At 70.0% G+C, this 15095-nt stretch carries 9 protein-coding genes and 1 pseudogene; 9 read left to right on the forward strand and 1 reads right to left on the reverse strand.

What is annotated here, in order from left to right; all coding sequences use genetic code 11:
• Positions 1–33: 33 nt before the first annotated feature.
• The 8 genes and pseudogenes from C8250_RS39935 to C8250_RS39970 all read left to right on the forward strand — a co-directional run bounded on the left by C8250_RS39935 (position 34) and on the right by C8250_RS39970 (position 10070).
• Positions 34–1664, forward strand: a pseudogene (locus C8250_RS39935) (DEAD/DEAH box helicase).
• 187 nt (positions 1665–1851) lie between these two features.
• Entirely contained in the window at positions 1852–2154 is a 303-nt protein-coding gene (locus tag C8250_RS39940; RefSeq protein WP_138359675.1) for a hypothetical protein, read from the forward strand.
• Positions 2155–2372: 218 nt separating this feature from the next.
• Positions 2373–2801: a hypothetical protein gene (locus tag C8250_RS39945; protein ID WP_187145174.1), complete on the forward strand. Its 429-nt coding sequence runs from the start codon at positions 2373–2375 to the stop codon at positions 2799–2801.
• A gap of 67 nt (positions 2802–2868) precedes the next feature.
• Complete coding sequence (locus C8250_RS39950; RefSeq protein ID WP_138358633.1) at positions 2869–3141, forward strand: hypothetical protein; 273 nt, start codon at positions 2869–2871, stop codon at positions 3139–3141.
• 158 nt (positions 3142–3299) lie between these two features.
• Complete coding sequence (locus tag C8250_RS39955) at positions 3300–5840, forward strand: tetratricopeptide repeat protein (RefSeq protein ID WP_187145175.1); 2541 nt, start codon at positions 3300–3302, stop codon at positions 5838–5840.
• A gap of 122 nt (positions 5841–5962) precedes the next feature.
• Entirely contained in the window at positions 5963–6331 is a 369-nt protein-coding gene (locus C8250_RS39960) for a hypothetical protein (protein ID WP_138358637.1), read from the forward strand.
• 63 nt (positions 6332–6394) lie between these two features.
• Positions 6395–9595, forward strand: a complete 3201-nt coding sequence (locus C8250_RS39965) for a hypothetical protein (RefSeq protein ID WP_187145176.1) — start codon at positions 6395–6397, stop codon at positions 9593–9595.
• A 55-nt stretch (positions 9596–9650) separates the two neighbouring features.
• Positions 9651–10070, forward strand: a complete 420-nt coding sequence (locus C8250_RS39970; protein ID WP_138358643.1) for a sel1 repeat family protein — start codon at positions 9651–9653, stop codon at positions 10068–10070.
• Between the two features lie 125 nt (positions 10071–10195).
• On the opposite strand, the gene C8250_RS39975 is transcribed toward C8250_RS39970, so the two are convergent.
• Complete coding sequence (locus tag C8250_RS39975) at positions 10196–12712, reverse strand: collagenase (protein ID WP_331284148.1); 2517 nt, start codon at positions 12710–12712, stop codon at positions 10196–10198.
• 450 nt (positions 12713–13162) lie between these two features.
• On the opposite strand from C8250_RS39975, the gene C8250_RS39980 reads away from it, so the two are divergent.
• Positions 13163–15016, forward strand: a complete 1854-nt coding sequence (locus tag C8250_RS39980) for a serine/threonine-protein kinase (protein WP_244809694.1) — start codon at positions 13163–13165, stop codon at positions 15014–15016.
• Positions 15017–15095: the final 79 nt, after the last annotated feature.

Consider the following 15095-nt stretch of genomic DNA (forward strand, 5'->3'; position numbering starts at 1 on the left):
CGTTCTTGCTCGTTCTTCCGGTTCGTCTCTGCGATGCCTTCGTGCGGCGTGTTCGCTGCTGGGGCCTCCTGGATACGTGCCGTATCCAGGAAGGTTCTCCGTGAACCCCGTTCGTTCCACCGCTCGTATTCCAGCCCCAGTTCCACCAGCCGCGGCGGCACCTCCAGCGTAAGCGGTTACCTTCGTTCGGCGCCGAGCCGCTCCGGTGCGCCGAGCCGTTCCGGCGGTTACGCGGGCTCCGGTGGCTCCGGCCGTTCCGGTAGCTACGCGGGCTCGGGCCGCTCCGGCAGTTCAAGCCGACGCCCGTCCGTTCAGGGCGAGTTCGCTCTTCCGGTCACGCTCACCCCGGCGCTGCCCGCGGTGGAGAGCTTCGCCGCGCTGGACATGTTAAGCCCGCTCTGCTGGCGACGCTGGCGCACGGGGGCATGGCGGTGCCGTTCCCCATCAGGGCGCGACGCTGCCCAACGCCCTGGCGGGACGTAACGTGCTGGGCCGTGGCCGTACCGGTTCCGGCAAGACCCTCGCCTTCGGTCTGGCGCTGCTGGCCAGGACCGCCGGTCAGCGCGCCGAACCGCTGCAGCCGCTGGCTCTGGTCCTGGTCCCGACGCGTGAGCTCGCCCAGCAGGTCACCGACGCGCTGACCCCGTACGCCCGCTCGCTGCGCCTGCGGATGGCCACGGTGGTCGGCGGCATGTCCATCGGACGGCAGATCCACCTGCTGCGCGGTGGCGCCGAAGTCGTCGTCGCCACGCCGGTAGGCTCAAGGACCTCATCGACCGGGGCTCCTGCCGCCTGGACCAGGTCGGCATCACGGTCCTCGACGAGGCCGACCAGATGGCCGACATGGGCTTCATGCCGCAGGTCACCGCCCTGCTGGACCAGGTGCGCCCGGACGGGCAGCGCATGCTGTTCTCCGCCACCTTGGACCGTAACGTCGACCTTCTGGTGCGCCGCTACCTGCACGACCCGGTCGTGCACTCCGTCGACCCCGTCGGCGGCGCGGTCACCACGATGGAGCACCACGTGCTGCACGTGCACGGCGGGGACAAGAACGCGGTGACGACGCAGATCGCCGCCCGTGACGGCCGGGTCATCATGTTCCTCGACACCAAGCACGCCGTGGACAAGCTCACCGACCACCTGCTGAACAGCGGAGTGCGCGCCGCGGCACTGCACGGCGGCAAGTCCCAGCCGCAGCGGACCCGCACCCTGGAGCAGTTCAAGACCGGACACGTCACCGTGCTGGTCGCCACGAACGTCGCCGCGCGCGGCATCCACGTCGACAACCTCGACCTGGTCGTCAACATCGACCCGCCGAGCGACCACAAGGACTACCTGCACCGCGGCGCACCGCGCGCGCCGGTGAGTCCGGCAGCGTCGTGACCCTGGTCCCGCCCAACCAGCGCCGCGACATGATCCGCTTGATGCGGGACGCCGGCATCGCCCCGCAGACCGCACAGGTCCGCCCCGACGAGGCCGAACTGACCCGGATCACCGGAGCCCAGGCCCCCAGCGGCATCCCGTGTGTCATCGCCGCACCGGTCGTGGAACGCGCCAAGCGCAGCGCCACCGCCACCCGCGGCCGACGCAGCCGCTTCGCCCAGGCCCGCCGCTCCGGATCAGGCGAGCGCCCCGCGCCCCGCACGACCACCACCGCCGCGTAACGCCGCAGCCGACGCTGCCGAAGAGCCGTCCCATCTCCGATGTCAGGGGTGGGGCGGCTCTTGGCATTTCCTGGCGTTCAGGCGGTTTCTTCGGCGCTCGCTCGATCCGGAGGGACTCGGGGGAGTGACGGAAGGTAAGCGGGGCACACGAACAGTCACTGACATATCGTGCGGGGAAGGCAGAGCGATGATGACTGATCCTGGTACTGCGACGCTGGTCGAAGAGCTCCGCGAGCGGGCCGGTGCGTTCGTGAACTCCCATGTCGACCTGTGGGTCACCGTGGAGGACGACGGGACGCTGATCCTGGCCGGACAGGACCCCGCCGCCCTGTTCCAAGCGGCCGCGGACTGGCTGAGCGACGGGCCCGCCTGCACCGTCGCCGATACCCGCTGGGACCGAGGGACGGCCGAGCCCGCCCACACTCTGCGCCTGTATCTGCGCCCGGTCGGGGCGGAACTGACGCCGCAGCGGACGGCTGAAAGGGTCTAGGACCGCTCCCTGGGCCCAGTGAAGTCCGGCAGGTGACGGCGGCGGCGCCGATTTCCGCGCCGCCGCCCGTGTCCGGCCGAGCGCCGCGACCGGGCCGAAGGGGTGCTGAAAGGCAGGTCGGACGGCACTGGGTGACATCTTCTTCTCTCGGTCCTGGCGGGCCGCTACCGTCGCATGCACCGCGGTGGCGTGGTGTGCAGGCAGGGGGAGGGACAGCTGTGATCGCTTACATCGCGCCGCTGTGGATCTTCGGTGTGGGGTGCCTGGTCGCGTCCGTGGTGGGGAAAGCGGTGAAACTGGGCGGGGTGGAGATCCCGGCCATCACAACGACCAGGGCTCAGCTCGTGGTTGCGCTCGTCGGAGTGGCGGCGATCGTGCTGGGGACGGTGCTGTTCCAGCACGAGGGATCATCGTCGACCGCTGGCTCGTCGGCAGCGGTCCCGTCCGGTGCGAGCTCGGCGAGCGGCGCGAGCGCCCCCGCCCCCGGCACCCACGCGGGACCCGCCGCGCACCCCGACCACCGCACCCTCCACCACGACCCCGCCGCCCTCCACCGAACCCGCTACGCCGCCCGCCACCGAGCCGCCCGCCTCGACGGCTCCCGCGGCCGTACACGTGCGCTGGCAGGGGACGTTGACGCTGGATGACGGGAGCACGAGCGGGAGTCCGATCACGGGCTGGTCGCTGGATTCCGTACCGCCCCAGCGGGCACCGATGGGGGATCTCGGACTCGCCTGCCAACTCAGCTGCGAACCGGGCCAGATCGTCGGCACCACAGTCGTGTCCTGGAACGGCGCGACCCCGCCGAAGCGGGAGCAGTGCGTCACCCTTCTCAATACGCACCTGGGGCAGCGAACGGCGGACGTTACGGCGGGCTCCATCGTGTGCTTCGGGACGGACGGCGGTCGGGTCGGGTTCTTCACGGCGGGCGGCGGCGCGGGCGGCGGCCGGCAGACGCTGGCGGTGACGGTGTGGGAGCGGCCCTGACCGTGCACGTGGCCGGAGCCGCCCTCAAGGACGCCCGCCACAGCCTTCCACTCGATTCCGAGAACGCCCCGTCCTCGTCGCCGCGACGCCGGAATACTGGCGGGACGGCATTCGGTCGAATCCGAGGTGCTCGTTGATCGATGACCGGGGGAGATCGGATGAGCGGTGACCGTCCGGGCCGGCGCCGGGAGATGGCGGTCCTGGCGTCCGGGCCCGTGCTCGGCGCCGCGGTGGGGGTGGTCACCAACATCATCACCTCGACCTGGAACTGGTGGCTCTTCTCCTCGCTGCTCGTCCTCATCACACTCGCAGCCGTGGGCGCGGCCCTCGTGCCGGGCTCAGATCGCACCCCGGTCTCCACCGACGACGATCCGCCTCCTCATCGGGCCCGGGTCAACACCCTCCCGCCGGAAGCGGCAGTCTTCTCCGGCCGACAGGAGGAGCTGCGCCGGCTCGTGGAAAGCACGCCGGAGCTCAGCGCGTCACGACCGTTCGTGTGTTCCATCACGGGTCCGTCCGGCAGCGGGAAGACGGCTCTGGCTGTGCAGGCGGCTCATCGCCTCGTGGCCCGCTACCCTGACGGCCAGCTGTTCCTGAGGTACCGGAGCCATTCGGAACCGGCGGGAAGACTCAGCGCCCAGGACGTCCTGGCGAGTGCCTTGACCACCATCGGTGCGCCCGCTCCGCAGACACGGTTCGGTGTCGACGACATGAGCGGCCAGTGGCGGTCCGCGGTGGGGAACGGACGATTCCTCATCGTTCTCGACGACATCACCCGGGCGGAACAGGTGCGGCCCTTTCTGCCGAACTCCCGCCACGCCATGGTGATCGTCACGAGCCGGCGTGTTGTTGCCGGCATTGATCCCGACCTGCACCTCGAAGTGGGGGGTCTCACCCGGGACGAGGCGTGCTCCGTCATCACCGCCGTCCTGACGAGAGCCTCACACGACATCGACACCTCCGTCATCAGCGCGTTGGCTGAGATCTACCGGCTGCCTCTGACCGTCAGACATGTGGCGGACCGCCTCATCACCGCACCGGACGGATCCGGGCTCCGTAGCGGGGACGGCGTCCCGCACCGAGCAGGAGACGATGTGAACATGGATCCCTTCGGCTGGTCAGTGACGGCGTTGGACACACGTGACCAGCTGGTCTTCCGTCGGATGGCGCTCCATCCCGGGCCGCATGTCACCGGCGAAACGGCGGCGGTGCTGGCCGGCATCCCGGTGGAGGAAGCAGATCGGTCGCTCAACGAACTCCACCGCCGGGGCATCATCGGCCGACCGGACCCGCATGGATACGGCGTGCACGATTCGGTACGCGCGCTTGCGTTAGGGGAGTCCGAGCTTCATGACAGCAGTTCATCGCGTACGGCGGCAATGCGGCGGCTGTTCCGGTTGACGGCACGCCAGCTTGCCCTGGCGAATGCCGCCATCGGTTCTCCTCTGGTCATCGACCTCCCGGCCGACGCCGCCACCGAACCCGATGTTCCCACGGAGGAGAAGGCAGCTCTGGAGTGGCTGGAGATCTATCTGGTGGACTTCAGGGCGGTCGCCCGGCTCGCGGTCGACGAGGAATGGGCGACGACCTGGCAGCTGACCTGCGGTCTCAGCTATTTCCTGCGGATCCACCGGAACATCGTCCAGGCCGAAGAGCTGAACGAGTCCTCGTTGCACTTGGCTGTCACGACAGGGGATGTCCTCGGACAAGGCTGCAGCCACAGCCAATTGGGGGTCCTGCACCGGTGCACCGGACGGTACCGCAGCGCACTCGGACACACACAGGCGGCATTGGGGCACTTCGAGACCCTGGGCGACGATCGTGGCCGCGCGTTCTGCTACGCCGAACTGGCCGTCATTCACTACCATCTGGCGGAGTATGCCCCCGCGCGGAACGCGATGGAGCGTGCTGTCACCCTCCACGGACGGATGGGCGGGCTCCGGGGCGTCGCCAACGGCCGCGGCACGCTGGGGTTGTTCAGCAGGGCGACCGGCGACTATGCCGCGGCCCGGGTCTCCTTCGACGAGGCGCTCGGCATCTATCAGAGCCTGCGGAACCTGCGTAACGAGGCATGGATCCGCATCGAACTCGGCACACTCGACCGACTCCTCGGTGACTATCCGAGTGCCTTGGACCAGTTCGCGGCCGCGCATGCGATCTGCTCCGACACCGGCGACCGCAGCGGACGAGCGTGGGCCGAGCGTGAGACCGGCATCACGAAGCGGATCCTCGGACAGTACGCCGATGCCCAGGCCCTGCTCGAAGGAGCTCTGGACGTCTTCACATCCATGGACAGCGCCAGGAACGCCGCCGACGCGCGGGTGGAGCTCGGTTCCCTGTATCGCTCCATGGGAGATCTCGCCGCCGCACGACGCCATGTGACGGACGCCCGGGATGAGTACGAGCGCCTGGGGAACAGGCGCGGTACGGCGTGGGCGAACATCGAACTCGGTGTGCTGGACCTGCGGGAAGCACGGTGGCAAGCGGCCACGGAGCGCTTGGAACAGGCCGGGAGGACCTACGCGGCGATCGGTGATCGATCCGGAGCCGCCAGGGTTGAACTGGAATCGGGCCGGCTCGCCCTGGCACGCGCTGACCCAGTGACAGCACGCGAGCATCTGCAACGGGCCGTATCGGCGTACCGGGACCTGGGCACGCCCGAAGCAGCCACAGCCCAGGACCTCCTGAGCGGTCTGTGAGCATCATGACGTGTCCAGTGTTCCACTGCGCAGAGGTCGGCAAGGTGTGAAACTGGCTGCCTGTAGCACCAGTTGTGCGGCCGGCCGATACCAGGCCGATTCGGTTCGATGACGGGGCGAGGATGTCTGGAGTGGAGTTGGTGATGGCCGCGCTGGCCGCGGGTGCTTCGGCGGGGCTCACGGATACCGCGAGCAGTGCGGTCCGGGACGGCTACGCGGGGTTGCGTGAGGCGGTGCGCCGGCGTCTTGCCGCTGGGGGTGAGGACGGCGCACGGGTCCTGGACGCCCGTGAGGTCGAGCCCGGGGTCTGGGAGGCCCGGCTGAGGGAGCGGCTGGCCGCGACGGGTGCGGATCAGGACGCGGAAATCCTCGCCGCCGCGCGGTTGTTGCTGCGGGACCTGGGAGTGGCCGGGGCGAATGTCGTCGACGCCAGGGACGCCAAGGGCGTGCAGATCGGCGACAACAACACGCAGACCAACACGTTCAACTGACCGGGCCTGCCAGTGGGAGCGGACGAGAGCGGCCACCACGTCGACGCCCGTGGTGCGCGAGGGGTGCAGATCGGCAGCGGCAACACGCAGATCAACGTGTTCGCAGCCGCCCACCCGGTTGCGCAGTCCGGCTATCTCCACCAGGTACGGACGATCGCCCCCGAGATGCTGCTGGGCCGGGAGGAGGAGCTGGCCGAGCTCGCGGACTTCTGCACCCGGCCCGATGCCGGTGACTACCTGTGGTGGCGCGCGAAGGCGTGGGCGGGGAAGTCCGCCTTGTTGTCCTGGTTCGTTCTGAACCCGCCACCGCGCACCCGCATCGTCTCGTTCTTCATCACCGCGCGCCTGGCCGCCCAGGACGATCGTGAAGCCTTCCTGGACGTCGTCATCGAGCAGCTGGCGACCCTCCTCGGCGAACCTGTCTCGCCCTACCTGACTGCCGCCACCCGTGCCGCGCACATGTGGCAGTTGCTCGACGCCGCGGCCGCCGCCTGCCGGCAGCGAGAACAACGCCTGGTGCTGGTCGTGGACGGTCTCGACGAGGACAGGGGAGCCATCGCACACAGCATCGCCGCGCTGCTTCCGACCCGGCCCGTGGCGGGGATGCGCATCGTGGTGGCCGGACGGCACGACCCGCCGCTCCCGTCCGACGTGCCCATCGGGCATCCGCTGCGTGACCCCGGGGTCGAACGGACGCTGAAGGAGTCCCCGTACGCCCAGATCGTGCGCAACGACGCGGAGCGGGAGCTGAAGCGGCTGCTGCGCGGCACGACGGCGGAGCAGGACCTCCTGGGGTTGGTGACCGCTGCCGGCGGCGGCCTCAGCGGCCGGGACCTGGCCGAGCTGACGGGACGCCTGGAGTGGGAGATCGAGGAGGTCCTGGGCGCCGTGGCCGGACGGATGTTCGCCTGGCGCCCCGCCCCCGCCCCCGCCCCCGCCCCCGCTCCCGGCTCGTCCGGCCAGGTGGCAGTGCGTGGGGTCTACATGCTCGGCCACGAGGAACTCCAGCAGATCGCCGTACGGTTCCTGGGCGAGCGGCGCCTGACGGAGTACCGGGAGCGCCTGCACACCTGGGCCGACCGGTACCGGGCCGGACACTGGCCCGCTCACACCTCCGGTTATCTGTTCCGCGGCTACTTCCGGTTGCTGCACGCCGACGGCGATCTCACCAGGATGATCGCCTGCGCCCTCGACGAGGCCCGCCACGAACGGATGCGCGACGCGGGCGGCGGGGATGACGCCGCGCTCGCCGAAATCACGACTACGCAGGACGCGATACTCGACCGAGGCGATCCGGGCCTCGATCTGAGAGCCATGACCCTCTTCGCGGTGCGTCGCGACAGCCTCGCCCAACGCAACACCAACATCCCCGTCGGGCTGCCCGCCGTCTGGGCCCTCCTGGGGCGCCCCGCGCACGCCGCGGCCATGGCGCGATCCATCCCTTCCCCGGAAAGACGCGCGCGTGCGCTAGGGGCACTCAGCGAGGCGCTGGCCGAGTGCGATGCCGGCAACCGGCCTCCCAGCAGGACCGACGACACCGCTCACGATGCCGGCAACCGGCCTCCCAGCAGGACCGACGACACCGCTCACGACGCCGGCGACGTCGCCCACGAAGCCGAATCCGTGGCCCGGACGATCATCAACCCGGAACTTCGGGCATCCGCGCTGGCAGCGGTCGCACGCGTGGTGGCACGGATCGGGGACGCCGATCGCGCTCGGCACCTCGCCCGCGAGGCCGAGGCCCTGGCCCTGACCGTCACTCACCCGGAACTGAAGGACTCGGTGCTGCGGATGGTGCGGGAGGTGAACGAGGCGGACCGCACCGGGGACCTCGGCCGTGAGGCCGAAGGCATGCCGATGAACCACGTCGGTACGTACAAACGGGCCCACGACCTGCGACGGATAGCGCACGCGTGGCCCCCGGCTGACGACGTCGACCGCGCCGAGGCCCAGGCCCGCTCCCGCAGCATCGAGAAGGACACGGAGGTGCGGGCGATGGTGCTCACCGCCACGGCACGGATGGCGGCGCGGACCAACGCTGTCGACCGTGCCGGACGGCTGGCCCGAGAAGCCGAAGCCGTGGCCCGGACCGGCACCGATCTGTACCGGAGGCAATTGGCGGAAGCGGCACACGCGTTGGCGGCGGGGCTGGCCCGGGTGGGAGAGGTGGACCGCGCCGTGACCGTTGCCAGGACCATTCCCGGGCAGGCCATGGGGTTCGAGCAGGCAAGGGCATTGGAAGAGGTGGCGCAGATCGTCGCGCGGACCGGAGACGTCGACCGCGCTCTCGCGGTGATCCGGACCATCCATCGCTCGACGCCGATGGAGCTGGCACGCGTCGCGCGGGCGCTGGCCGAGGAAGGCCACACCGCCGCCGAGACCGTGGCCGGAACCATCACCGACCGTACCGAGCACCCTCTCGACCGGCAGTTCCAGGCGGAGGGACTGGCGCAGGTGGCGGAGGCGCTGGCGGGCGCGGGAGATGTCGCCGCCGCCGGGAGGCTGGCCGGCGTGGCCGAGTCGAGGGCTCGTGCCCTGCCTCCCACGAACCTGTGCGCGCAGGAGAACGCGATGACAGCGGTGGCACGGGCGGTGGCGCGGATGGGGCAGGCGGACCGTGCCGAGGAGCTGACCCGCGAGGCTGAGGCCATGGCCCTGCGCCAACCCGGGTTTACCCAGGCGATGGCGTTGGAGGTGGTGGCGGGAACCGTGGCGAAGCTCGGAGACCTCGACCATGCGGAACGCCTGGCCCGCATGATTACCGAACCGGGACTTCGGGCATCGGCCCTGGCGAACGTGGCCCGGGAGACAGCGCACCAGGGTGACGTCGACCGTGCGGAACGCCTGGCCCGCACGGTCGCCGACCCGCGATGGCAGGCATGGGGTCTGACGGGCGTGGCGGAGGCGATGGCCGAGGCAGGCGACTTCGACAGCGCCGAACTCGTGGCCCGTGAAGTCGAGATGATGGCCGGGGACGCGATCAACCCGGGGCCACGGGCGAGGGCACGTGCACTGACGAGTGTGGCGGAGGTGATGGCGCGGGGCGGGAACATCGACCGCGCCGAGTCGATGGTCAGAACCATCCCCGACCCGGACCGTCAGGCGTGGGCCCTGACGGCGTTGGCCCGCCATGCCGGGAAGACCCGTGCGCGCCCGCTGATCGCGTGGGCGCTGCGACTGGGGCCGTGGCATGCGGCAGCCGATGTCCTTGCCGTGCTGCAGCCTGATGTCCTGACGGTGATTGCGGACGACCTTCTCGCGTGACTGCGCTCCCGGGCCAACGGTCTGGACATCCCGTTGGCGCTGCCACTTTGGACGGATGGATGCTGAAACCAGTTTCGGACTCGGCCGGGAGTTGGAGAACTGGGGCGGTGCGGAGGACCTGCCGGCGATGAGGACCCACTACCGCGATGCCGCCGAAGCGGGCCTGGTCGAGGCCATGGGCCGACTCGGGCTCCTCTGCGAAGGCCGGACTCAGGCGAAGCTGGAGAACAGGCTCCCCGCCGAGGTCCAGGGGGATTTCGTCGAGGCGGCGCGCTGGTACCGGACGGCTGCCGACCGTGGGGACCTCTACGCGGCCTTCTGGCTGGGGCGTCTGTACGCGGAGCGGCTGGGGGCTGGGCCCAGGCGGAGCCCTGGTATCGGCAGGCGGTGGACGCCGGACATGACACGGCGAGGAAGCGGCTGGCAGCAGGAGCGAACGGCGCGGCCCGGCGGGTCGCGGAGGATGCCTACCTGATGCACATGGACAAGTTGCGTGGCGGAGGTCGTTCCTAGCGGTGATGGCGGACGCGACGCACTGCGGGCAGCGGTTTGAACCGCTGCCCGCAGAGTCGCCGCCTGAAGACGGGTAGGAGACAGGAGTCAGTACTTGGTGGTGACCGTTACACCGCTGAAGGCTGTCTTCGCGTACAGGCTGATGTACCGGTATCCGGCGGTGGTGTTGGTGACCGTGATGGCTTCGGTGTTCCCGGCCTTGGCCGAGCGTGCCGTGTAGGCGGTGCTGGTCGCCCACGTGTTGGGGTTGTAGTAGAGGTCGGCGTTGCCGGTGCCGCCGGTTGTCGTGATGTTCAGCGTCGTGGTCCCGGCCGGCAGGTAGAGGTACAGGTAGTCCAGGTTGCCCGTCGAGGCCGACCGGGCGGAGCGGGAGCAGTTCTGGCCCATGACGCGGGGGTCGGCGCTCGTGCAGGTCGGCAGCGCGCCGCTGACCGTGACGGGCTTGGCCGTGGTGGAGGTCAGGCCCTTGGCGTCGGTGACGGAAAGGGTGATCGTGTACGTGCCGGCGGCGGTGTACGTCTTGGCGGGGTTGGTGGCGGTGGAGGTGGTGCCGTCGCCGAAGTTCCACGAGCGGGCGGTGATGGTGCTGCCGGCGTCGGTGGACCTGTCGGTCAGGTTCACGGTCAGGCCGGAGACGGCGGCGTCGAAGGCTGCGGTCGGTCCGCTGCTCGTTCCGCCGCAGGCGCCGGCCGCGCACGCGTCGAGCCAGGTGTTGAAGTCGGCGTCGTAGCGGGTGCCGATGCCGGTGCTGTAAACCGCGTAGGCGCCGTTGTAGTCGCCGGTGCGGAACTTGGCGAGCATGTTCTGCACGTCGGCGGGGTGCTTCTCGATCATGTAGCGGACGGCCAGGTAACCCCACGGGTAGGTGCGGTCCAGGCTGCTGTTGCCGTAGGTGCTCTGCCAGAGGGTGCTCAGCGCGAAGGTGTGCTGTCCGGCATCGGCGATCGCCTCGGTGTCGGGGAGGTTGCGGTAGCTGTAGGAGACGTACTCGGCGAAGCCCTCGATCCACCAGATGTCCGGGACGCCCTGGCCGGCGGTGAAGTCGCCGTACATGTCGTAGCGTCCGTCGAGGTAGTGCGTGTACTCGTGGTTGAGGTTCCAGATGTCGCCGGGGAAGCCGTCGTTGACGCTCTTCACGTAGGACAGGAACCGGGCCTGGTTGCCCGGGGTGGCGGGGTCGCCCTCCAGGTACTCGCCGCCGTTGTCGGTGCTGTTCCCGAAGATCCAGCCGGAGTAGACCTGGTAGTCCTTGGGGCTCGCGAACGTCACGATCTGGATGTTCGTGTTGTTGTCGTTGGCGACCGGGCCGCTGTCCTTGACGATGCCGTGGAAGTACGCGTCCTGACCCTTGAGGCTGGTGCACGCGGCGGACAGCGCGGCGTTGGTCAGGGACTGGGCGCGGAAAGTGTGCCCGGCGTCGCACGGGTAGGTGATCGGCAGTGATGCGGCGGTGAGTTGGGCCGTGAAGTTGCACGTCGTGTAGTACGAGCACTGGGCCTGGTCGTGGGCGTCGGTCATGCCGGCGACCCCGACCCACAGCGGTGCGGTCGTGCCGGTGATCGACGAGGCGCCCAGCAGGCCCTTCGCGAGCGGTCGTACCTTGGCCTGGAGCGCGGGGGTGTCGAGGAAGCGCGCCATCTCGGTGCCGGCGTTGGCGTCCAGCCAGAACCAGCTGCCGTTCAGGATGTCCCGGTGGTTCAGCGCGAACGTGCTGAGGGTGTCGATGATGCTCGGGTCGGCGGTGACCGCGGTGATGTACGCGGGGTTCCAGTGCCCGCGGAAGATCGGGGTGAACACGCTGTTGACGGCCGAGTCCATGCTCCAGTAGGCGTCGTAGGAGCTGTTGTAGGCGTTGAGCACCCTCTTGTAGGTGCTGAGGTAGCGGCCCTGCTCGTTGGCGCTGTCCGTCAGGACCAGGACTTCGCCCAGGATGTCGCCGTTGGCCGAGCTGACGTCCAGGAAGTGGGGGGACGCCACGAAGGTGTCGAGCGCGCCCTCGGAGGCGGTGGCCAGGGTCGGGCCGTACGGTCCGACGGCGGAGGAGTTGTAGGACTGCACGTAGTAGCCGGCGCGCAGGAACAGCACGAGCTGCCACACGTTGCCGGAGTTGTCACCGGGGTAGGTCCTCGCCGTGTTCTTGAAGGCGTTGGCGATGGTGACCATCTGTGCTTCGCGGAAGGCGTTGTACGCGTTGGTGCCGGTGAGGCCGAACAGGGTGTTGACACAGGCCGTGGTCGAGGCCTGGACGAATGCGACCAGCGCGGATCCGGTCCGGCTGAAGTCGGCCGGGGTGCAGGACGCCGCGGCAACACCGCTCGCCGTGTTCCCTCTTGGTGGGGCTTTCGACGGGGCCCGCGAGGTGACCGGGCTCTGCGGAGGAAGCTGAGCGGTGTCGAGCGGGTGGCGTTGCACCTCGGCGCGGTCCGATATGTCGGCGGTCGAGCCGAGTGGCGGGGGAACCTTGGGGGACTGCGTTGCCGGTCCTTGCCGGCTGTCCGCTGCCGTGGCTCGGCCCGGCTGGATCAGCATGGCTATGCCCAGGCACAGTGCGAGGGCAAGTATCAGGAATCCGGTGAGACTTCGTCGTAGCGGTTGGGTGTTCACGTGCCGCCTCCCAGCGGTGTGAAGGCCGTGCTGCACTGCACGGCGTGGGGGGATCCGCGGGCTTCGAGCGTCCCGGTCGCCGATGACTTCCGACGGGTTCGGGGCGTGACGAGGGCTGCCTGCGGGCCGCGCTGTGTCGTTTGACATGGACACAGCCTGCGCGCAATAACATTGCACATGTCACATCGCAGGAGAAGGGGGTGGAAGTAAATCGGAGGCAATATCTGGGCCGCATCCAGGTCGCATCTGGGCTGCATCCGAGGCGGCATCCGGGACCGCGAGGCTCCGGCAGGACCCTGATGGCACGGCACCCCTGATGGCGGCGACGGTCGGCACGGGCAGGGATCTCGCGTGGATGACAATGGAGCCGCAGGGGCCGGTTGTGGCGGTAATGCCACTGCGTCCGGGTGCTCCTGACGGGTCCTCGGATCCTGGGTACGCTGCGGAGTTGTGACAGTGAACGGGGGAGAGTCGTTGGACGTCAGTGGCAGTGGGGCCGAGCCACTCGAAGGGGAGGACCCGCGGCGGATCGGGACGATCCCGCTGCTCGGCAAGCTCGGTTCCGGCGGCATGGGGCGGGTGTATCTGGGCGTCGTCGACGGCCGCTACGCCGCGGTCAAACAGGTGCTGCCGCACTTCGCCGCGGACGAGAACTTCCTGCGGCACTTCGGCCACGAACTCGACAACCTCGCCCGGTTGCCGAACGAGGTCAGCACGCCGCTGCTGGCGAGCGACCGGCAGGCCCGGCCGCCGTGGTTCGCGACCGCCTACATTCCCGGCCTCACCCTGACCGAGGCGATGGCCCTGCACGGCGGGCCGCTTCCGGTGCAGGCCCTGTGGCTGCTGCTCCGGGAGGCGGCCGCGGGACTGCGAGCGGTGCACGCCCTCGACATGGTGCACCGGGACCTCAAGCCGTCCAACGTGATGCTGACCCAGGACGGCGCCACGCTCATCGACTTCGGGGTCGCCCGCGCCGCCGACCAGAGCCGGCTCACCCGGACCGGCGTGGTGGTCGGCACACCGGCCTATATGTCGCCGGAACAGGCCTCCGCGTCCAAGGAGTTGACGGGCGCCACGGACGTGTTCGCGCTCGGCGCGCTGCTCGGCTACGCGGCCGTCGGCAGACCGCCCTTCGGCGAGGGTTCCGGCGTGGACGTGCTCTATCGCATCGTCCACGGTGAGCCCGACCTGGACGGGTTGCGCGCACTGGACCAGGACCTGGCGGAGGTCGTCGAGGCGTGCCTGGACAAGAACCCGCTCGGACGCCCCACGGCGGACCGGCTGTTCCTGCTCGCGGAGCAGAGGGCCGTCCCGGCCAGACCCGGCTGGCCCGCGCTGGTCATGGACCGGCTGGCCGGGCGCGCGGCGTTCGCGGCCCGGACGGCACCGCAGGTGGTGCTCGAGCCGGAGCCGGACTCTCCGGAACAGGCCGAGCCCGTAGTAGTGGGGCGGAACGCGCCGATCACCGCGGCCGGGCGACCGCGGCGGCGAACCCGACTGCTGCTGGCGGTGGTTCCCATCGTCCTGGTGGCGGGCACGACGATCGGCGTGCAGTTGCTCCCCAAGCTCACCGCACCCCGCGCGGCGGAGAGCGGCCCGCCGGCCTCCGGCCCGGGCGGGGCGGGCCCAGCGGCATCCGCGTCCTCAGGTTCGCCGTCCGCAGGTACGAGCCCCTCGGGCGTGCCGTCCGCGAGCGGCCAGCCGTCGGCCGCGCCGTCGCCGGGCAGCGTTGCCGGAGTCCCCGCTGCGAGCGGTGGCGGGGGTGCCGGCGGCGCCAACGGGACCGGCAACAACGGCACGGGCAACACCGGCACCGGTAGCAATGGCTCGGGCAACACCGGCACTGGCAGCGCGGGAAGTACCGGCGGGCCTGGCAACACCGCCGGCCCCAGCACCAAGCCCACGGCGGCGCCACCACCGGCCCCCACCCCATCGAGCGGGTCCCGCTTCTACGTACTCAGAAACGGCAGCAGCGGGGACTGTCTGGGCGTCAACCAGTTCGGCAACGCCCTCACCCTCGGGTCGTGCACCGGCAACGCGGTCCTGTGGTCGTCCAGAACCGTCTCGGGCGGCGGCTTCCAGGTGGTCAACAAGGGGACCGGCCAGTGCCTCCAGGCAGGCATGTTCAACAACGTGTCCACGATCAGCGACTGCGCCCAGAGCGGTCTCAAGTCCTGGTACTCCGGCTCCCACAGCAGCCTCGCCGACCAGTACGACGGCAAATGCCTGGACCTGGCTTTCGGCGGTGGCGCGACCACCGCCAAGTGCTCGGGCTCCGCGTCACAGCAGTGGAAGCGGCAGTGACAACCTGACAGCGGCCTCCGCGCGGCCATCTCCGGCCGCCGCGCGGGGCCTTCCCGATCGTGGTGGGAGGGAACAGCGA

Source organism: Streptomyces sp. So13.3, from assembly GCF_005860785.2.
Taxonomy (GTDB): domain Bacteria; phylum Actinomycetota; class Actinomycetes; order Streptomycetales; family Streptomycetaceae; genus Actinacidiphila; species Actinacidiphila fildesensis.

Coding starts and splice junctions, on each gene's coding strand:
- C8250_RS39940 (WP_138359675.1), top strand. CDS start 1,852: ATGATGACTGATCCTGGTACTGCGACGCTGGTCGAAGAGCTCCGCGAG.
- C8250_RS39950 (WP_138358633.1), top strand. CDS start 2,869: ATGGGGGATCTCGGACTCGCCTGCCAACTCAGCTGCGAACCGGGCCAG.
- C8250_RS39955 (WP_187145175.1), top strand. CDS start 3,300: ATGAGCGGTGACCGTCCGGGCCGGCGCCGGGAGATGGCGGTCCTGGCG.
- C8250_RS39960 (WP_138358637.1), top strand. CDS start 5,963: ATGTCTGGAGTGGAGTTGGTGATGGCCGCGCTGGCCGCGGGTGCTTCG.
- C8250_RS39970 (WP_138358643.1), top strand. CDS start 9,651: ATGGATGCTGAAACCAGTTTCGGACTCGGCCGGGAGTTGGAGAACTGG.